This is a genomic window from Amycolatopsis palatopharyngis, from assembly GCF_003385185.1.
GTDB lineage: Bacteria > Actinomycetota > Actinomycetes > Mycobacteriales > Pseudonocardiaceae > Amycolatopsis > Amycolatopsis palatopharyngis.
In genome coordinates this window covers 1-19661 of record NZ_PQHZ01000078.1, presented here as the reverse complement: position 1 = coordinate 19661, position 19661 = coordinate 1, and the positions used below count along the sequence as shown (strand labels likewise).

Below are 19661 nucleotides of genomic sequence, written 5' to 3'. Positions count from 1 at the left end.
CGGTCACGGTCACGGTGCTGGTGCCCGTGGGGGTGCTGGTGGCGGTGTCCAGGGTCAGTTTCGCGGTCTTACCGGCCGCCACCGTCGACGGCTGGAACACCGCCTCGGTCCCGGACGGCAACCCCGATGCCGACAACGCGATGTCCTCAACACCAGCCTCACCCGCGGTCGTATAAACCGTCGCCGACACAAACCCACCCGGCTCCACACTCACCGAACCCGGCACCACCGACAACGAAAACTCACCATCGTCCGGCGGCTGCTCGCCGACCTGCTGCTTGACCCAGTCGCCCATGTCGTTGTTCAGCCGGCCGTAGATGCTGTACCAACGGAAGTCGCTGCGGCTCCAGGACCCGACGCCGACGACGACTCCGTCGACGACCAGCGGGCCCCCGCTATCGCCGGGCAGGATGGTCTTTCGCCCGTCGGAGTAGCCGGCGCACACCATCGTCGCGTCCTGGAAGCCCGCGCCGACACCGGTGCACTGGCGCGAACCGTCCACAATGGGCAGGCTGGCCTTGTCGACCGTGACGTCCGCTGGTGAGTCGTTGTGCGTCTTCTTTCCATACCCGACTCCCACACCCGTCTTGCCGGGGTCGTTGAGGTCGGCGTACTTCGGATCCGAGGTCGCGAATTCGGCGTATTCCCCGTTGGGCACGGGAATGTCCTGTTTCGTGGTCACCACGGCGACGTCGTAACCCTGGTCGAAGTTGACGTACTTCGGATGCTGGATGTAGCTCTCCACCTCCAGCCTCGTCCCGCCCCCGTCGTTGAGGTCGTCCAGCCCGTACAGGTAGCTCTTCTCGCCGTCGGCGTCCTTGCAGTGCGCCGCGGTGAGAATCTTGCGCGGGGCGATCACCGAACCAGTGCAGGACTGTCCCTGCGGCCGGGCTCCCGGAGTGCGGAGTCCGGCGATGATGAACGGGAACTCCGCGACGGAGCTGTTCTCGCCGTTGTAGTACTGGCTGGTGAACTCGTCGGGCAGTTGGGCCTCGTCGGTCGGTGCGACCGCCTCAGTAGGAGGTGCTTCGGGTTCGGCTCCGGCGATACCGGTGGCCAGGGGCATGGCGATCATCGTGGTGACGATCGTCAGCAGCCCGAGTCGGCGTGTGTTGTTCACGGTGGTTCCTTTCCGCTCTGGAAAGTTGCCTCGCGGCAGGGGAATTGAAGACGAGCAGGCCTCGCACCCGCTCCCATCCCGTTACTGTCAGTCGACCCGGACAGCGGAACAACCGGGGACCGTGCCCGTAGGAGTACTCAATTCTTTCCCGCGCCGTGGCACAGTGGACGTCATGCGCGTGATCGTGATCGGCAGCGGGATCGCCGGTGCCAGTACTGCTTACCACCTCGCGAGGGCCGGAGCCGACGTCGTCGTTGTCGACGCGCTCCACGACGGCCGGGCGACCGACGCCGGCGCGGGCATCGTCAGTCCGTGGACCTCGCGCACGCTCGACGGCTTCCAGTACGACCTCGCCGACCGCTCCGGCGCCTACTACCGAGAACTCGTCGGGCAGCTCGAGGAGGACAGTGGCCAGAACTGCTCCTTCGAGATCGTCGGCGGCATGGTGGTCTCCGCCGACGACGACGAGCTGGCTGAGGTTCAGCAGCGTGTCGGGGCGCGCGCCAGGATCAGCCTGTACGCCGGAACCGTCCGTCGTCTCGATGCCGCCGAGGCCCGCGAGCTGTTCCCGCCGCTCGCTCCCGGGTTCGGCGCGGTCCACGTCACCGGCGCGGGCCGGGTGGACGGCCGAGTGCTCCGTGCGGCCCTGCTCAACGCGGCGGTGGCGCGCGGAGCGCGGTTCCACGAGGGGGAGGCGCGACTGCGCCGCACCGGTGACCGGGTCGATGGGGTGGAACTGACGGACCGGGCGATCGAAGCCGACGCCGTGGTGGTGGCGGCGGGGGCATGGAGTTCAGCGCTGCTGGAGCCGCTCGGTGTCCGGCTGGCGGTGACACCGCAGCGCGGGCAGATCAGCCACTTCCTCCTGCCCGATGTGGACACCTCGGCCTGGCCTGTTGTACTGCCGACCTCCAGCCACTACCTGCTGGCGTTTCCTGGTTCGCGGGTCGTCGCCGGGGCCACACGGGAGACGGGGTCGGGTTTCGACCACCGGATCACGGCCGCAGGGCAACAGGAGGTGCTCGACAACGCGCTCGGCGTGGCGCCGGGCCTGGCCGAGTCGACACTGCTGGAGACCCGGATCGGGTTCCGCCCGCTCTCGGCGGACGGAGCACCGTTGCTGGGCCCGCTCGACGAACATCCCGAGGTGTATGTCGTCAGCGGTTTCGGGCCGACGGGGCTGACACTGGGGCCCTACGCCGGTTACCTCGCCGCGACCGAGCTCACCGGGTCGGCGGCGCCGATGGATCTCAGCTCACTGCGGCCGGAGCGGATCAGTCTCCCGTGAGCAGTTCCAGCTCTCGCTCTCCGGTGCGCTCGACCGCGAGACCGGCCCTGCGGACCGCCGAGACCACACCAGCCACAGTGGATGGTTCCCGCGGCAGCGTTGCCAGCACCGCTGCCAGCTTGCCCTTGTAGGCCTTGTTGTGGTGACTCACGGTCTTGCGCCTGCCTGCCGCATCCTCGGTGACCACACGCACCGTCACCGCGTCCGTTACGCGAGCGAGTGAGGCGTAGGTACCCGATCGCAGGTCCACCACCAGCTCGTCGATTCCCGCCAGCGCCGGCTCCAGAGCCGGGCGCCACAGTCCGCGCAGTGAACCCACCGCCGGCAGGCTGTTACCACCGGAGAGCCGGTAGGCCGGAATCAGGTCGCCGCCCCGGACCACACCGAACAGGGCTGAGGCCACCGCGAGGCGCTGCTGCGCCCTCGCCAGCTGGGCGCGACGGAACGCGGTGATGTCCAAAGCGTCGTAGAGCACGCCCGTGTACCTCCGCAGTGCGGGCACCGTGGGCGAACTCCACAACTCGGCGTTGCGCTCGACCTCGTGTTCCTGCCGCTGCGAGATCCCGAGGGCCGCTCGACTTGCCGGCACGTCGCCTGCGAGATCGACGAGAGCGTCCCCCAGCTTGGCGCGTACCGGAGTCAACTCGGGCAGGAAGAGGGTCTCCAGGTCCAGCGGTGGCCCGTCGCCACCGGTGGCCTTGGTTTCCGATGGAGGCAGCAGGACCAGCACAACCAGCAGGGTAGCCGCCGGAAAATCTACCGCGGCGCGGGTGGGCGGGGTGTCCGGACCGTGCTCCGGGCTCTCAGTGCTCGCCGCCGACGCAGAACTGGTTGCCCTCCGGGTCGGCGAGTACCGTCCAGCTCAGCCCCGGCATCTCATGCTCGGTGAGTTCGGTCGCCCCGATTGACACCAGGCGCGCGACCTCTCCCGCCCGGTCCTCGGTGACCAGGTCAAGATGCAACCGGTTCTTGCCGCCGCGCGGCTCGGGAACGTGCTGCAGCCCGAGTTGCACCCCGCCTTCGGGGTCGGTCAGGAAGAGGAACTCGCCATAGTCCGCACCCACTCGCAGCCCGAGCGCCTCGATCCAGAAGCCCGAGAGCCGCTGGGGATCCGTGCAGTCGATGGTGACCATGCCCACTCGAAGAGTCATGCGCGAAAGGCTATGTGCGGGCTCCGACAAAAACGGCCGCCGGATAACCGGGTGGAGCTCGACGATCGCGGTTGACTACGCTGCCCGAAACGTCTATGTCGGGTTCGCCCCCTAGGAGCACTGTAGTGATCACCAGGATGTCGTCGCTGTTCCTCCGCACTCTGCGCGAGGATCCGGCAGACGCCGAAGTACCCAGCCACCGGCTGCTGGTCCGCGCAGGCTATGTCCGCCGTGTCGCGCCGGGTGGGTACTCCTGGTTGCCACTGGGCCTGCGAGTGCTGCGCAACATCGAGACAGTGGTGCGCGAGGAGATGGACGCCATCGGCGGCCAGGAGATCCAGTTCCCCGCGCTGCTGCCGAAGGAGCCGTACGAGGCGACCGGTCGCTGGACGGAGTACGGCGCGAGCCTGTTCCGGCTGAAGGACCGCAAGGGTGCGGACTACCTGCTCGGTCCGACCCATGAGGAGCTTTTCGCGCTCACCGTGAAGGGCGAGTTCAGCTCCTACAAGGACTACCCGGTGGTGCTGTACCAGATCCAGACGAAGTACCGCGACGAGGCGCGCCCCCGCGCCGGCATCCTGCGGGGCCGTGAGTTCGTCATGAAGGACTCCTACTCCTTCGACCTCGACGACGCCGGGCTGGAGCGCTCGTACCAGCTGCACCGCGAGGCCTACATCAAGATCTTCGACCGGCTCGGCCTCGACTACGTGGTCGTCGCCGCGACCTCCGGCGCGATGGGCGGCTCTGCCTCGGAGGAGTTCCTCGCGGTGGCCCCGACCGGTGAGGACACCTACGTCCGCAGCACGGAGTCGGGCTACGCGGCCAACGTCGAGGCCGTGACCACCCCTGCCCCGCAGGAGCAGCCCATCGAGGGCAGGCCCGACGCTCAGGTGCACCACACGCCGAACACTCCCACCATCGAGACGCTGGTGGACTTCCTGAACGCCGCCGGCCTCGGCCGCACGTTCACCGCCGCGGACACGCTGAAGAACGTGCTGGTCAAGACCCGCAGGCCGGGGGAGAAGAGCTGGGAGCTGCTTGGTATCGGGCTTCCCGGTGACCGTGAGGTCGACATGAAGCGTCTCGAGGCCTCGCTCGAACCCGCCGAGGTCAGCCTGCTCGAGGAGGCCGACTTCACCGCGAACCCGTTCCTGGTGAAGGGCTACATCGGCCCGGAAGCACTGCAGGACAACGGAATCCGTTACCTGGTCGACCCGCGTGTCGCCCGTGGCACCGCATGGGTCACCGGCGCCGACAAGGCCGACCACCACGTGGTGGATCTGCTGTGTGGCCGTGACTTCACCCCGGACGACATGATCGAGGCCGCCGAGGTCCGGGAGGGCGATGCCTCACCCGACGGCAAGGGCACGCTGGTGGCCGCTCGCGGTATCGAGATCGGGCACATCTTCCAGTTGGGCCGCAAGTACACCGACGCGTTCGAGGTCGACGCGCTCGGGGCCGACTCCAAACCCATCCGGATCACGATGGGTTCCTACGGTGTCGGTGTCTCCAGGCTCGTCGCGGCCATAGCCGAGCAGAGCCACGACGAGCTGGGTCTGGTGTGGCCGCGCGCCGTGGCCCCCGCCGACGTGCACGTGGTGATCGCGGGCAAGGACGAGGCGGTGGCCGAGGGCGCCGAGCGGATCAGCGCCGACCTCTCCGCACGCGGTGTCCGGGTACTGCTCGACGACCGCAAGGCCACGCCGGGAGTGAAGTTCGCCGACGCCGAGCTGATCGGCGTGCCGACGATCCTGGTTGTCGGCCGGGGCCTGGCCAAGGGCGTGGTCGAGGTCAAGGACCGCGCGTCCGGCGATCGCACCGAGATCGCCGTGGACGAGATCGTCGAGCACCTGGTGTCGTTGACCGACCGCTAGGTTTCCTGCCTGCCGAGCACCGTCGCCAGCACGGCGGCGTTGTCGGACAGGCCGGTGAGCACGGCGTGTGCGCCGGACTCACGCAGCGCCAGCTCGCTGTGCCTGCCCGTTGCCACACCGACGGCGACCGCTCCGTGGTGCGGCGCGACGAGCTCCGGTCGCTGTGCGGACAGCGAGCCGTAGCCGCTCGGTCGCCTCGACGGCGTGCGCGGCCAGCACCTCCATGGTGATCGCCCGCCGGTCCTGCCGGGAAGGACGACACCTCACGCAGGGCCACCCCGGCCACGTCGGCGAGCGCTGTGTTCTCGCCTCACTCGCCGGCAGGCTGCGGAGCGCTCAATGCCGCCCCGGCCTATTCGCGGTGCGGGTCGCGAGGTTACCGGACCCGTGCTCGTTTTATTCAACGTCCGTTGACTTCTGATCCGGCGTGAACTTATCCTGAGCACATAATTCAACGTGTGCAGAAATAAGGGAGCAGTCATGTCCGAACGGATTCCGCGCCGACCGTCGGCAATCGCGATCCTGGCCTCGGTCGCTGGTGCGCTCGTGGCCGTGGTCCTGGGTTTCCTCACCTTCGGAGCGCAGGCGACCGCGGGCCCCGACGGCGTGCCGCTTGCCGTCGCCGCACCCGGGTCGGGGCCGTTGCGAGCGGCTGCCGAGCAGGTCGCAGGCCACGGCGGTGAGCAGGTGAGCTGGCAGGTCACGACCCCGGAGCAGGGCAGGGAGCTACTGGAGGACAAGGAGGTCTACGGCGTACTGGAACTGAGCGGCGGGCAGCAGGGTCCGGTCGCGAAGGTCGTCGTGTCCGGGGCGATCAACCCCAGTGGCACCCAGGTGGCGCAGCAGGTGCTCACCGGCGCCGCGCAGGCCCTGACCGCCGCCATGGGCCAGGGATCCGCCGCCCCGGTGACGGTGGAAACCCTGCACCCCACCGCATCGGTGGTACGCGCGGCCCCGCTCGGACTCAGTGCGCTGGCCTGGGTGGGTTGCCTCGCCGCGGGCGCCGTGCTCACGCTGCTGGCCGCCCGTGGGTCCGTCCGGCCGGGTGCGGGTGCGCGCCTGCTGCAGATCGGCGGCGTCACCGTGCTGATCACCGCGGTACTCACCGGATTCCTCGCGCTGTGGGACTCGAGCCTGCCGCTGGGCTGGGACGTGATCGGGTTCCTCGCGCTCACCGCGGCGGGCTTCGCCGCACTACAGGCCGGACTGCTCCGGCTGCTCGGACTGCGGGCGATGGCGATACTCGGTCCGCTCTACCTCGTGGCCCCCGCGGTGGCCGGTCAGGTGCCGGAGATGCTCGATCCCGCCTACCGGGCACTGTTGTGGTCGTGGACCCCGTTCCGGTTCAGCACCGAGGGGCTGCGCAGTCTGCTCGCCGGCGCCTCGGACGCGCCGGACGTGGCGACCGGGGTCTGGGTGCTCGCGGGGATGCTCGTCGTGGGACTCGTGGTGGTGCTGTGGCCCGCTCGGCGCGCCGGCGACCGGTCTCTCCCGGTGGAGAAATCGCCGCGTTCGCCCGCGACGGTGGGTTGACGGTTCGCCCGGCCGCCCGTGAAATCAGCCCTTGAGGAAACTGAAGCGGACTTTACGCACCGGATTGTCCACATTGGTGTCGACCAGGCACACCGACTGCCAGGTGCCCAGCGCGAGTTCGCCACCGAGCACGGGAATGGTGGCGTAGGGCGGCACCAGCGCGGGCAGTACGTGGTCCCGACCGTGGCCACGGCTGCCGTGCTGGTGCCGCCAGCGGCTGTCCCTCGGCAGGAGTTCGTCCAGTGCCGTCAGCAGGTCGTCGTCGCTGCCCGCGCCGGTTTCGAGTATCGCCAGCCCTGCGGTGGCGTGCGGGACCCAGACGTGCAACAGCCCGTCCTCCGAGCCGGTGCCGGCGAGGAAACGCTCGGCCTCCTTGGTCAGATCGTGTACGACGGCGGAGCTGCCGGTGTTGACCTCGATCTCCGTGGAGTGCATGCCACCACGGTAACCACGACGTCTGCACCCCGCGACCGCCGCAGGTTGTCTAGCTCAGTTCCGATTCGGCGCGTTCGATGACCGCGAACTCCTCCTCCGGAGCGCGGGCGACCAGACGATGCCTGCTGTAGAACCAGAAGTAGGCGAGGAAGGCCAGGAAGATCGCCGCTGTCACGCCCGCCGCCACCATGTCCACCAGGAACGTGGCGACCACCGCGGCAACGGCCAGTACCAGTGCCACCGTGGTCGTCGCGGTCCCGCCGGGAGTCCGGTACGGACGCTCGAGTCCGGGCTCGCGGCGGCGCAGCACGATATGCGAGAGATTGAGCAGCACATAGGACACGGTCGCACCGAACACGGCGACATTGATCAGCAGCGCACCGTCCCCAGTAGCGGTGGCCAGCAGAAAACCAACGGTGCCGGGCACGATGAGCGCGAGGTAGGGCGTCTTGCGTTTGCCCGTCTTGGACAGCCAGCGCGGCAGGTAGCCCGCCCTGGACAGCGCGAAGAGCTGCCGGGAGTAGGCGTAGATGATCGAGAAGAAACTGGCGATCAGGCCGGCGAGGCCCACGTAGTTGATGATCTGGGCGAGCAGGTTGTCCCCGCCGTAGGCCGCGCGCACCGCTTCGGGCAGCGGGTTGTCCGAGGTGGCGATCGCCTGGGAGCCAGCGCCACCCGGTGCCGTGACCAGGATGAGCGCGGCGAACACGACCAGCGCGGCCATGGCGGCGATGATCCCCTTCGGCATGTCCCGCTTCGGGTCGCGCGCCTCCTCCGCGGCCAGCGGTACCCCTTCCACGGCGAGGAAGAACCAGATGCCGTAGACCAGCGCGGCGAGCACTCCGGTGATCCCGAACGGCAGGAACGCGCTCGCGCCGACGGCGTCGGTCGCCGGAATGTCGAAGAGGTTGTCGACGGAGAACTTGGGCACCATCCCCGCCACGAAGGCGATCAGCGCCAGCACCGCCACCGCGGTGATCGCGAACATGATCCGCAGTGCCTCACCGGCACCGCGCAGGTGAATCCCGACGAAGACGAGGTAACAGACCAGATAGACGGGCCAGCTGTTGGTGAGCCCGAACAGTCCGAGTGTTTCCACGTACCCGCCGATGAAGATGGAGATCGCCGCCGGTGCGATGGAGTACTCGATCAGGATCGCCGTCCCGGTGGCGAACCCGCCCAGTGGACCGAGCGCTCGCCTTGCGAAGCCGTAGCCCGCGCCAGCGACGGGCAACGCGGAGGACATCTCCGCCAGGCCGAACACCATGCAGCTGTACATGACCGCCATCAGCACCGTGGCGATGAGCAGTCCGCCCCAGCCGCCCTTCTCCAAGCCGAAGTTCCAGCCCGCGAAGTCGCCGGAGATCACGTAGGACACGCCGAGGCCTGCCAGCAGCAACCAGCCCGCGGCTCCCCGTTTGAGCTGGCGCTGTCGCAGGTAGTCGGCGTCGACGTGGCTGTACTCGACCGATAGGTGCGGTTTATGGCTCGCTCTGCCGGCGGCGGGCTCAGCGGCGTTACTGTCGGACATGGAAACTCCCTGATTGGTTTCCGGGCGCTCCATCCGTACCCGGCAGTGGGCACCAATGGGTCGCTCGCCAGTCCTTTGAGGTTCTCAGAGGGTTGTCCAGGTGGCCGCTCTTGTCAAGGGACTGCCCAACCAGTTAGGTTCAATGGTCTAAGGATGGTCCATTAAGTATGGCTGGCGCGGAAGGATGTCTAATGGCAGACAGAGCCGGAATGCTCACCCTGGAGCGGCTGCGCCAGCTTGTCGACGAGCGGGTGGTGGACACCGTACTGGTGGCCATGACCGATATGCAGGGCCGTTTGCAGGGAAAACGCTGCTCCGCCGAGTTCTTCCTGGACGAGGTGGTCGCGCATGCGACAGAGGCCTGCAACTACCTGCTGGCCGTCGACGTCGACATGAACACCGTGGACGGCTACGAGATGTCCTCGTGGGAGCGCGGTTACGGCGACTTCGTGCTCCGGCCCGACCTCGGTTCACTGCGCCTCGTGCCGTGGCAGGAAGGCACCGCGATGGTGCTCTGCGACGTCGAATGGGTGCAGGGTGGCGAGGTGCCCGTCTCTCCCCGGCAGGTGCTGCGCCGTCAGCTCGACCGGTTGGCCGAGCACGGTCTCGAAGCCTTCGTCGGCACCGAACTGGAGTTCATCGTCTTCGATGACTCCTACGAGCAGGCGTGGAACGCCGGATACCGCGGACTGACGGCCGCTAATCAGTACAATGTGGACTACTCGGTGATGGGTACGGCCCGGTTGGAGCCTTTGCTTCGCCGCATCCGAAACGCCATGACCGGCGCCGGGATGTACGTGGAGTCGGTGAAGGGGGAGTGCAACCCCGGACAGCACGAGATCGCGTTCCGCTACGACACCGCGCTGGCCACGTGCGACAACCACGTGATCTACAAGTCCGGGGCCAAGGAGATCGCCGCGCAGGAGAGCAAGAGCCTGACCTTCATGGCGAAGTACGACCATCGTGAGGGCAGTTCCTGCCATATCCACGTCAGTCTGCGGTCGAAGGACGGGCAGGCCGTACTCGCCGGTGACGAGGCGGGCGGGTTCTCGCCGATGATGCGTCACTTCCTCGCGGGCCAGCTCGCCTGCCTGCGCGATTTCACCTACTTTCTGGCGCCCAACATCAACTCCTACAAGCGTTTCGTTCCGGGCAGTTTCGCGCCGACCACGGTCGCCTGGGGGACCGACAACCGCACCTGCGCGCTGCGCGTAATCGGTCACGGGGACTCACTGCGGACGGAGAACCGGGTACCGGGTGGCGACGTCAACCCCTATCTCGCGGTGGCCGCACTGATCGCCTCCGGGCTGCACGGTATCGAGAACGAGCTGGACCTGGAGCCGGAGTTGTCCGGAAACGCCTACACCTCGGGCAAGCCCACCGTGCCGAGCACGCTTCGGGATGCCACCCAGCTCCTGGCGGACAGCAAGCTCGCGCGGGAGGCGTTCGGCGAGGATGTGGTGTCGCACTACCTCAACGCCGCGCGGGTGGAACTCGCGGCCTTCGATTCGGCCGTCACCGACTGGGAGCGTGTGCGTGGCTTCGAGCGGCTCTGATCGGCCGATCATCGGCCTGACCACCTATGCCGAGCGGACACGGTTCGGCGTGTGGGACGTCGAATCCGCCGTATTGCACCAGTCCTATGTGGATTCCGTGGTGCGTGCGGGCGGGGTGCCGGTGCTGCTGCCCCCAACGGGAGCGCCACACCGGGAACTGATCCCGCTGCTCGACGCTCTGGTGCTCACCGGTGGTGCGGACATCGAACCAGCCCGGTACGGCCGTGCGGCACATCCGGCCACGGTGACCAGACCGGACCGTGACGCCGCCGAGTTCGCACTGACCGAGGCCGCGCTCGGGGCGACGATCCCCGTGCTCGGTGTGTGCAGGGGGATGGAGGTGCTCAACGTCGCACTCGGCGGCACGCTGGTGCAGCACCTGCCCGAGGTCACCGGTACCGCGGCGCACCAGCCCGACGTCGCCGTCTTCGGGGACACAGTGGTCCGGCTCGCCGAGGGCAGCAGGGCAGCCGGCGTTCTGGGCACGGAGACCGCCTGCCGGTGCTACCACCATCAGGCGGTGGACGGTCTCGGCGAGGGTTTGCGTGCCGTCGGCTGGGCCGCCGACGGCACGATCGAGGCGGTTGAACTGCCCGGTGAGCGATTCGTGCTGGGCGTGCAGTGGCATCCGGAACAGGACAGCGCTGACCTGCGGCTTTTCGGCGCGCTCGTCGAAGCCGCGAAAAAGAAGAGTGGAGGACAGTCATGAGCCCGACGGCCTCGTTCGACGTCGTGAACCCGGCCACCGAGGAGGTGCTGCGGACCGTCGCACTGACCTCGGCCGCGGAGACCGACGCGGCGATCGAGCGCGCCGTCGCCGCGGGCAGGTCATGGCGGGCCGTCGCCCCAGGCGACCGTGCCCGGCTGCTGCGCCGCTTCGCCGAGGCGGTGGACGGCGATCTGGAGAACCTCGCGCAGCTCGAGGTGCGCAACTCCGGGCATACGATCGGCAACGCCCGCTGGGAGGCCGGCAACGTCCGTGACGTTCTGCACTACTACTCCGCGGCACCGGAACGGTTGATCGGCAAGCAGATCCCGGTGCCGGGCGGGGTGAACGTCACCTTCGCCGAACCGCTCGGTGTGGTCGGTGTGATCGTCCCGTGGAATTTCCCGATGCCGATCGCCGGGTGGGGCTTCGCCCCGGCGCTGGCCGCGGGCAACACCGTGGTCCTCAAACCAGCCGAGCTGACCCCGCTGACCGCACTGCGGCTGGCCGAGCTGGCACGCGAGGCGGGCATCCCGGAGGACGTGTTCCAGGTGTTGCCGGGCAAGGGTTCGGTCGTGGGGCAGCGCTTCGTCGAGCACGCCGGCGTGCGCAAGGTCGTCTTCACCGGATCCACCGAGGTCGGCAAGCAGATCATGGCAGGCTGCGCGGCGCAGGTTAAGCGGGTGACCCTGGAACTGGGCGGGAAGAACGCCAACGTCGTTTTCGCCGACGCCGACCTCGAGCAGGCCGCCGCGTCCGCGCCCTACGGCGTTTTCGACAACGCCGGGCAGGACTGCTGCGCCCGCTCCAGGATTCTCGTTCAGGCCTCGGTCTACGACCGGTTCATGGAACTGCTCGAACCCGCTGTCCGCGGCGTCGTCGTCGGCGACCCCGCCGCGCCGGACACGGAGATGGGCCCGCTGATCTCCGCGGGGCACCGGGAGAAGGTGACCTCCTACCTGAACGGACAGGCGCCGGTGGCGTTCCGGGGCAGTGCGCCGGAAGGACCGGGATTCTGGTTCCCGCCGACCGTGGTGACCCCGTCCTCGGCCAGCGACCCGCTGGCCACCGACGAGATCTTCGGTCCGATCGTCGCGGTCCTGCCGTTCGAGACCGAGGCCGACGCGGTGGCCATGGCAAACGACACCGAGTACGGCCTCTCCGGCTCGATCTGGACCTCCGATGTGGGGCGCGCGCTGCGGGTGTCGCGGGCCGTGGAGGCAGGCAACCTCTCGGTCAACTCACATGCCTCGGTGCGCTACTGGACCCCGTTCGGCGGCTTCAAGCAGTCCGGCCTCGGCCGGGAACTCGGCCCGGACGCCGTCGAGGCGTTCACCGAGACCAAGAACGTCTTCATCGCGGTACCCGAACTGTGAACATCCGACCGAGTAAGGGGAGCAAGGACATGCAGCGATTCGACGGCAGGGTGGCCGTGATCACCGGCGGCGGCAGCGGGATCGGTCTCGCCTCGGCCCGAAGGCTGGCCGAGGAGGGGGCGAAGGTCGTCATCGCCGATGTCGACACCGAGGCGGGCAAGGCCGCGGCCGGCGAGGTAGGCGGCGAGTTCGTGCGGACAGACGTCACCAGTGAGTCCGAGGTCGAGGCCCTGTTCCAGGCGGCGGTGGACACCTTCGGCTCGGTCGACGTCGCGTTCAACAACGCCGGGATCTCCCCGCCGGAGGACGACTCGATCCTGACCACCGGCATCGAGGCGTGGCAGCGGGTGCAGCAGGTCAACCTCACCTCGGTGTATCTCTGCTGCAAGTACGCGATCCCGCACATGCGGCGGCAGGGCAAGGGCTCGATCATCAACACCGCGTCGTTCGTCGCGGTGATGGGTGCGGCCACCTCGCAGATCTCCTACACCGCGTCCAAGGGCGGGGTGCTGTCGATGAGCCGGGAACTGGGAGTGCAGTTCGCCAGGGAGGGGATACGGGTGAACGCGCTCTGCCCTGGTCCGGTCAACACCCCGCTGCTCGAGGAGTTGTTCGCCAAGGATCCGGAGCGCGCCGCCCGGCGCCTGGTCCACGTGCCGCTCGGCCGGTTCGCCCAGCCGGAGGAGCTCGCGGCGGCGGTGGCCTTCCTCGCCAGCGACGACGCGTCGTTCATCACGGCGTCGCAGTTCCTGGTAGACGGTGGCATCTCCGGCGCGTACGTTACTCCGTTATAAGCTGGGCGTGAGCACAGTACGAAGACAGACAACTGCATACAGGGCTGTATGAGCCGGAGCGGGAGAGTCCCCGACGCGAGAGCGTGCGGGGCACCGAAGGAGCAAACTCCCCGCCAATCTCTCAGGTACAACTACCGCTTCGGGCCAGGCCACTCTGGAAAGCAGGCGTAACTCGCGCCTCACCCAAGGTGAAAGCCGCAGATCATGACCTGCGGTGAAACTCTCAGGTGCCATGACAGAGGGGGAGTTCCCAAGCGCGGCCGGGTTCGCCCGCTCGCGTGCGACAAGAGGAGCTCCCGTGTCCCACGAATCTCGACACTCTTTCGCCTCCCGGCATATCGGGCCCTCGGAGTCCGAGCTGGCCAAGATGCTGGCCGAGTGCGGGTACGGCAGCCTCGACGCGATGATCGAGGCCGCGGTCCCAGCGGGAATCCGCATCGATGGCGAGCTGGATCTGCCCTCGGCCGCGTCCGAGGAGGAGGCGACCGCCGAGCTGCGCCGGATCGCCGCCGACAACCGCTCCATGACGCAGATGATCGGCCTCGGCTACCACGACACGGTCACCCCGGCCGTGATCCGCCGCAACGTGCTGGAGAACCCGGCCTGGTACACCGCGTACACCCCATACCAGCCCGAAATCTCCCAGGGCAGGCTCGAAGCCCTGCTGAACTTCCAGACGATGGTCTCCGACCTCACCGGGCTGACCACCGCCAACGCCTCGCTGCTGGACGAGTCGACCGCCGTCGCCGAGGCCGTGCTGCTGATGCGCAGGGTGTCCAAGTCGAAGTCCAGCCGGGTGGTGCTCGATGCAGAATGCCTGCCGCAGACCATCGCCGTCGTCGAGACCCGCGCCAAGGCGGTAGGTATCGAGGTCGATGTCCGCGATCTCGCCGAAGGGCTGGGCGACCAGGGCTGTTTCGGTGTGGTCGTGCAGTACCCGGGCGCCTCGGGGGTGTTGCGTGACCCCGAGTTCTACCGGGCCCTCGGAGCCGCCGCCAAGGAGGCAGGTGCGCTGTACTGCGCGGCCGCCGACCTGCTGGCGCTCACGATGATCACCGCTCCTGGAGACTTCGGCGCCGACCTCGCCGCCGGGACGACCCAGCGCTTCGGCGTCCCGCTCGGCTACGGCGGACCGCACGCCGGCTATCTCGCCGTACGCTCCGGGCTCGAGCGTTCCCTGCCGGGCAGGCTGGTCGGAGTCTCGGTGGACGAGGACGGCACCCCTGCCTACCGGCTAGCGCTGCAGACGCGGGAACAGCACATCCGCCGGGAGAAGGCCACCTCCAACATCTGCACCGCACAGGTGCTGCCCGCGGTGCTCGCCGCGATGTACGCCGTCTACCACGGCCCGGACGGTCTGCGCCGGATCGCGGCCAGGGTGCACTCGCTGGCGGTCTCGCTGGCCGAGGGGTTGCGCGCGGCGGGTGTCGAGGTGGTGCACGACGGCACCGGGACGACCGGCTTCTTCGACACCGTGCTCGCTCACGTGCCGGGCAGGGCCGCGGAGGTCGTCGCGGCGGCGCGGCGCGCGGGAGTCAACCTCGGGCTCGACGGCGACGACCACGTCCGCGTCGCCTGTGACGAGGTGACCAAGGCGGAGACCGTGCGTGCGGTCCTGCGGGCATTCGGCGCGGCCGAGGACGTGACGCTCGACCAGACCGAGCGCGACGCACTGCCCGGTGGCCTGGTGCGCGACGACGAGTACCTCGCGCACGAGGTGTTCCACTCGCACCGCTCGGAAACCGCCATGCTGCGGTACCTGCGCGGGCTCGCCGACCTGGACTACGCACTCGACCGCGGGATGATTCCGCTCGGCTCCTGCACGATGAAGCTCAATGCCGCCAGCGAGATGGAGCCGATCAGCTGGCCGGAGTTCGCGGATCTGCATCCGTTCGCCCCCGCCGAGGACGCCGCCGGTTACCGGACTCTGATCGGTCAGCTCAGCAGCTGGCTGGCCGAGGTCACCGGCTACGACACCGTGTCGCTGCAGCCGAACGCGGGCAGCCAGGGGGAGCTGGCCGGACTGCTGGCCATCACGGCGTACCACCAGGCAAACGGCGAGCCCGAGCGCGACATCTGTCTTATCCCGTCTTCGGCGCACGGTACGAACGCCGCCTCCGCGGTCCTGGCCGGGATGCGGGTGGTCGTCGTCGCCTGCACAGCCGAGGGTGACATCGACCTCGACGACCTGCGCGCCAAGGTGGAGCAGCACGCGTCCACCCTCTCCGCGATCATGGTCACCTACCCGTCGACGCATGGCGTGTACGAGCACGGGATCACCGAGATCGCCCGCATCGTGCACGACGGAGGCGGACAGGTCTACGTCGACGGCGCCAATCTGAACGCGCTGCTGGGTGTGGCGAAGCCCGGCGAGTTCGGTGGCGACGTCTCGCACCTCAATCTGCACAAGACCTTCTGCATCCCGCACGGCGGTGGTGGGCCAGGTGTCGGTCCGGTCGCTGTGCGGGCGCATCTCGCGCCGCACCTGCCCAGTCATCCGTTGTTGCGGGGCGCGGGTCCGGAGACCGGGATCGGGCCGATCGCCGGCGCTCCGTTCGGATCGGCGTCGATCCTGCCGATCTCCTGGGCTTATGTGCGGATGATGGGCGCGGCGGGTCTGACCTCGGCCACCAAGGTCGCGGTGCTCACGGCCAACTACGTCGCGGCCCGGCTGCGGGCGCACTACCCGGTGCTCTTCACCGGGCAGAACGGGCTGGTCGCCCATGAGTGCATCCTCGATCTCCGCGGGCTGACCAAGCAGACCGGGGTCACCGTGGACGACGTGGCCAAGCGGCTCATCGACTACGGGTTCCACGCCCCGACCATGTCCTTCCCCGTAGCCGGCACCTTCATGGTCGAGCCGACCGAGAGCGAGGACGTCGGCGAGATCGACCGCTTCTGCGACGCGATGATCGCCATCCGGCACGAGATCGACGCGGTGGCCGAGGGACGCTGGTCGGTCGAGGACAGCCCGCTGCGCGGAGCGCCGCACACCGCCGAGATGCTGGCGGGTGAGTGGGAGCAGGCCTACGACCGCAAGCTCGCCGCCTATCCGTCAGGTGTCCGGGCGAAGGGTAAGTACTGGCCGCCGGTGCGCCGGATCGACGGCGCCCGCGGCGACCGCAATCTCGTCTGCTCCTGCCCGCCGGTCGAGGCATACGACAACTGAGAGGGCCGTTCAGGCCGAACCGGCGAACGCGGGCCGCCAGGCCCGTGTGACCGGCGGGAGATCGGCGGCGGTCACAGCATCGCCGAGGCAGCTCCCGGACCTGAACGACCCGAACTCCTGAACAAGACACTGACTCGCAGCCGACGACCACTGAAAGGGTTGGCAATGAGTACCCAGTCTCCGCTGCACGAGGTCCACGCCGAACTCGGCGCCTCGTTCACTGATTTCGCCGGCTGGTCGATGCCGGTTCGTTATTCCAGCGAGTTGGCCGAGCACAAGGCGGTCCGCGAGGCCGCGGGCCTGTTCGACCTCTCGCATATGGGCGAGATCGAGGTGCGTGGTCCCGAGGCCGCGCTCGCCCTCGACTACGCCATGATCGGCAACCTGTCCGGAGTCAAGGTCGGCAGGGCCCGCTACACGATGCTCTGTCACAGCACCGGCGGGGTCCTCGACGACCTCGTGGTGTACCGGCTCGCCGAGCAGCGCTTCCTGGTGGTGGCCAACGCGGGCAACGCCGCGGTGGTGGCCGCCGAGCTGCGCGACCGGGCGGACGGCTTCTCCGCGGAGGTCGACGACCGCTCGGCCGAGTTCGCGCTGATCGCCGTACAGGGGCCGCGTTCACCCGAGATCGTCTCCAGCGTGCTCGACTCGATCGAGCTCGACGGCGGGCTGCCCGACCTGAAGTACTACGCCGCCGCGCCGGCCGTGGTGCGCGGGCACGAACTGCTGCTCGCCCGCACCGGATACACCGGTGAGGACGGCTTCGAGCTCTACGTACCCCCGGCCGAGGCGGCCGACGTCTGGCGCCTGCTCACCGAAGCTGGGCAGTCGCACGGCCTGCTGCCCGCTGGTCTGGCCTGCCGCGACACGTTGCGGCTCGAGGCGGGAATGCCGTTGTACGGCAACGAGCTCACGGTCCGGCTGACCCCGTTCGAGGCGGGTCTCGGCCGCCTGGTGAAGTTCGAGAAGCCGGGTGACTTCGTCGGCCGGTCCGCATTGGAGAAGCACCGCGACGATCTGGCCGGCGGACCAAGCGAGCGCGTCCTGATCGGATTGAGGGGCAACGGGCGACGTGCTCCCCGGCACGGCTACCGGATCCTGAACGGCTCCGGCGAGGATGCCACGGAAATCGGTGAGGTCACCAGCGGTGCTCTTTCACCGACACTCGGTTATCCCGTCGCGATGGCCTACGTCGATTCAGCGCACCGCGAGCCGGGTGGCACGCTGTACGTCGACATCCGGGGCCGCTTCGAACCTGTCGAAGTCGTCTCGCCGCCCTTCTACAAGCGTTCCGCCTGAGCCGCCCGATCGCCGGAGATACGGAGACCTGCATGAGCATTCCCGAGAACCTGAGCTACACAAAGGAACACGAGTGGCTGAACGTGGCGGACGGCGTAGCGACGGTGGGCATCACCGCGTTCGCGGGCGAGTCGCTCGGCGACATCGTGTTCGTCCAGTTGCCCGCCGTCGGTGACACGATCACGGCAGGCCAGGAGTGCGGCGAGATCGAGTCGACCAAATCGGTCAGTGAGCTGTTCGCGCCGGTGAGCGGCGAGGTCGTGGAGATCAACGACGCCGCTACCGACTCGCCCGAACTGGTGAACTCCGACCCGTACGACAAGGGCTGGCTGTTCCGGGTCAAGGTGGACACCATGCCCGAGCTGCTGGACGCACAGGCATACGCCGCACTGATCAGCGAGGAGGGCTGAACATGACCTCTGCCAACGAATCTTCGTTCACCGCCGATCTGGCCACTGTGGACCCCGACGTCGCCGCGGCTGTCGCGGCGGAGCTGGATCGTCAGCAGTCCACACTGGAGATGATCGCCTCGGAGAACTTCGCTCCGGTCGGAGTGCTTGAGGCGCAGGGCTCGGTGCTGACCAACAAGTACGCCGAGGGCTACCCCGGCCGCCGCTACTACGGTGGCTGTGAGCACGTCGACGTCGTCGAGCAGCTCGCGATCGACCGCGCCAAGGAACTGTTCGGCGCCGAGCACGCCAACGTGCAGCCGCACTCCGGTGCGCAGGCCAACGCCGCTGCCATGGTCGCGATGCTCGAGCCGGGTGACACGATCCTCGGGCTCGACCTGGCCCATGGTGGACACCTGACGCACGGCATGCGGATCAACTTCTCCGGCAAGCTCTACAACGTGGTCGCCTATCACGTGGACGGCGAGACCGGCAGGGTCGACATGGCCGAGATCGAGCGGCTGGCCGCCGAGCATCGCCCGAAGCTGATCATCGCAGGGTGGTCGGCTTACCCGCGCCAGCTCGACTTCGCCGAGTTCCGGCGGATCGCCGACTCCGTGGACGCGAAGCTGATGGTCGACATGGCGCATTTCGCCGGTCTCGTGGCCGCGGGCCTGCACCCGAGCCCGGTGCCCCACGCCGACGTCGTCACCACCACCACGCACAAGACCCTCGGTGGACCTCGTGGCGGGATCATCCTGTCCAAGCAGGAGCTCGCGAAGAAGATCAACTCCGCGGTGTTCCCCGGCCAGCAGGGTGGTCCGCTGGAGCACGTGATCGCCGCCAAGGCCGTCGCGCTGAAGATCGCGGCGAGTGCGGAGTTCCGCGAGCGGCAGCAGCGGGTGCTGGACGGCGCCCGCGCACTGGCCGACCGGCTGTCCCAAGAGGACTGCGCCTCCGCCGGGGTCCGGGTGCTGACCGGTGGTACGGACGTGCACCTGGTGCTCGTCGACCTGGTCAACTCCACATTGGATGGAAAGCAGGCAGAAGACCGGCTGCACTCCGTCGGGATCACCGTCAACCGTAACGCGGTGCCCTTTGACCCGCGCCCGCCGATGGTCACCTCCGGGCTGCGGATCGGTACCCCCGCGCTGGCCACGCGCGGCTTCGAGGCCGCGGACTTCGCTGAGGTCGCCGACATCATCGCGGTGGCGCTGCGCCCGGAGATCGACGCGGAGACCGAGAAGGACCTGCGGACCCGCGTCGAGGTGCTGGCGCGCAAACATCCGCTGTATGCGGGGTTGGCATGACCGCTCCTGATGGTCGGAAGTTGTTGCGGCTTGAGGTTCGTAACAGTGAGACGCCGATTGAGAAGAAGCCGTCGTGGATTCGGACTCGGGTGCGGATGGGGCCGGAGTTCACGGAGTTGAAGGGTTTGGT

16 protein-coding genes, 1 pseudogene and 1 riboswitch are annotated in these 19661 nt (G+C 68.4%); of the genes and pseudogenes, 12 read left to right on the top strand and 5 right to left on the bottom strand.

Annotated elements, in window-relative coordinates; genetic code table 11:
* Window positions 1-1120: trypsin-like serine protease (locus D0C15_RS31875; protein ID WP_245976461.1), on the bottom strand; the 1120-nt coding region annotated here is incomplete at its 3' end.
* 172 nt (window positions 1121-1292) lie between these two features.
* On the opposite strand from D0C15_RS31875, the gene D0C15_RS31870 reads away from it, so the two are divergent.
* Window positions 1293-2408: an NAD(P)/FAD-dependent oxidoreductase gene (locus D0C15_RS31870; RefSeq protein WP_116051775.1), complete on the top strand. Its 1116-nt coding sequence runs from the start codon at window positions 1293-1295 to the stop codon at window positions 2406-2408.
* On the opposite strand, the gene yaaA is transcribed toward D0C15_RS31870, so the two are convergent.
* Both yaaA and D0C15_RS31860 read right to left on the bottom strand, forming a co-directional pair.
* Window positions 2395-3138: a peroxide stress protein YaaA gene (gene yaaA, locus D0C15_RS31865; protein ID WP_116051773.1), complete on the bottom strand. Its 744-nt coding sequence runs from the start codon at window positions 3136-3138 to the stop codon at window positions 2395-2397. The genes D0C15_RS31870 and yaaA overlap by 14 nt on opposite strands.
* Window positions 3139-3211: 73 nt before the next feature.
* Window positions 3212-3559 (bottom strand): VOC family protein, encoded by a 348-nt coding sequence (locus D0C15_RS31860; protein WP_116051772.1) that lies wholly within the window; start codon window positions 3557-3559, stop codon window positions 3212-3214.
* Window positions 3560-3684: 125 nt separating this feature from the next.
* Here D0C15_RS31860 and D0C15_RS31855 point away from each other — a divergent pair, with 125 nt between their 5' ends.
* Window positions 3685-5433 carry a proline--tRNA ligase gene (locus D0C15_RS31855; protein ID WP_116051771.1) on the top strand — a complete coding sequence of 583 codons (1749 nt, stop codon included), beginning with the start codon at window positions 3685-3687 and terminating at the stop codon, window positions 5431-5433.
* Window positions 5434-5913: 480 nt separating this feature from the next.
* The gene (locus tag D0C15_RS31845) at window positions 5914-6966 is read left to right on the top strand and encodes a YhgE/Pip domain-containing protein (protein ID WP_116051770.1); all 1053 of its coding nucleotides are present in this window, start codon (window positions 5914-5916) and stop codon (window positions 6964-6966) included.
* Between the two features lie 24 nt (window positions 6967-6990).
* On the opposite strand, the gene D0C15_RS31840 is transcribed toward D0C15_RS31845, so the two are convergent.
* Both D0C15_RS31840 and eat read right to left on the bottom strand, forming a co-directional pair.
* On the bottom strand, window positions 6991-7401 hold the full coding sequence (locus D0C15_RS31840) for a secondary thiamine-phosphate synthase enzyme YjbQ (protein ID WP_116051769.1): 411 nt from the start codon (window positions 7399-7401) through the stop codon (window positions 6991-6993).
* Between the two features lie 49 nt (window positions 7402-7450).
* Complete coding sequence (eat, locus tag D0C15_RS31835; protein ID WP_116051768.1) at window positions 7451-8932, bottom strand: ethanolamine permease; 1482 nt, start codon at window positions 8930-8932, stop codon at window positions 7451-7453.
* A gap of 191 nt (window positions 8933-9123) precedes the next feature.
* Here eat and D0C15_RS31830 point away from each other — a divergent pair, with 191 nt between their 5' ends.
* From D0C15_RS31830 to D0C15_RS31790, 9 genes and pseudogenes are all read left to right on the top strand, one after another.
* On the top strand, window positions 9124-10488 hold the full coding sequence (locus tag D0C15_RS31830) for a glutamine synthetase family protein (RefSeq protein WP_211323404.1): 1365 nt from the start codon (window positions 9124-9126) through the stop codon (window positions 10486-10488).
* On the top strand, window positions 10469-11197 hold the full coding sequence (locus D0C15_RS31825) for a gamma-glutamyl-gamma-aminobutyrate hydrolase family protein (RefSeq protein WP_116051767.1): 729 nt from the start codon (window positions 10469-10471) through the stop codon (window positions 11195-11197). The genes D0C15_RS31830 and D0C15_RS31825 overlap by 20 nt, the downstream gene beginning before the upstream one ends.
* Window positions 11194-12570, top strand: a complete 1377-nt coding sequence (locus tag D0C15_RS31820; RefSeq protein WP_116051766.1) for an aldehyde dehydrogenase family protein — start codon at window positions 11194-11196, stop codon at window positions 12568-12570. Before D0C15_RS31825 ends, D0C15_RS31820 begins: the two co-directional genes overlap by 4 nt.
* Before the next feature lie 29 nt (window positions 12571-12599).
* A complete protein-coding gene (locus tag D0C15_RS31815) occupies window positions 12600-13364 on the top strand; it encodes a 3-oxoacyl-ACP reductase (protein ID WP_116051765.1) in 765 nt (254 codons plus the stop codon).
* A 49-nt stretch (window positions 13365-13413) separates the two neighbouring features.
* Window positions 13414-13511, top strand: a riboswitch (glycine riboswitch).
* An 85-nt stretch (window positions 13512-13596) separates the two neighbouring features.
* Window positions 13597-16533 carry an aminomethyl-transferring glycine dehydrogenase gene (gcvP, locus tag D0C15_RS31810; RefSeq protein ID WP_116051764.1) on the top strand — a complete coding sequence of 979 codons (2937 nt, stop codon included), beginning with the start codon at window positions 13597-13599 and terminating at the stop codon, window positions 16531-16533.
* Between the two features lie 165 nt (window positions 16534-16698).
* Window positions 16699-17832, top strand: coding sequence for a glycine cleavage system aminomethyltransferase GcvT (gene gcvT / locus D0C15_RS31805; protein WP_116051763.1), 1134 nt, complete (start codon window positions 16699-16701; stop codon window positions 17830-17832).
* A gap of 32 nt (window positions 17833-17864) precedes the next feature.
* A complete protein-coding gene (gene gcvH / locus D0C15_RS31800) occupies window positions 17865-18242 on the top strand; it encodes a glycine cleavage system protein GcvH (protein ID WP_116051762.1) in 378 nt (125 codons plus the stop codon).
* A gap of 2 nt (window positions 18243-18244) precedes the next feature.
* Window positions 18245-19531 (top strand): serine hydroxymethyltransferase, encoded by a 1287-nt coding sequence (gene glyA / locus D0C15_RS31795; protein WP_116051761.1) that lies wholly within the window; start codon window positions 18245-18247, stop codon window positions 19529-19531.
* Window positions 19528-19661 (top strand): annotated as a pseudogene (locus tag D0C15_RS31790) (lipoyl synthase); the annotation flags it as partial. The gene glyA and the pseudogene D0C15_RS31790, both read left to right, overlap by 4 nt.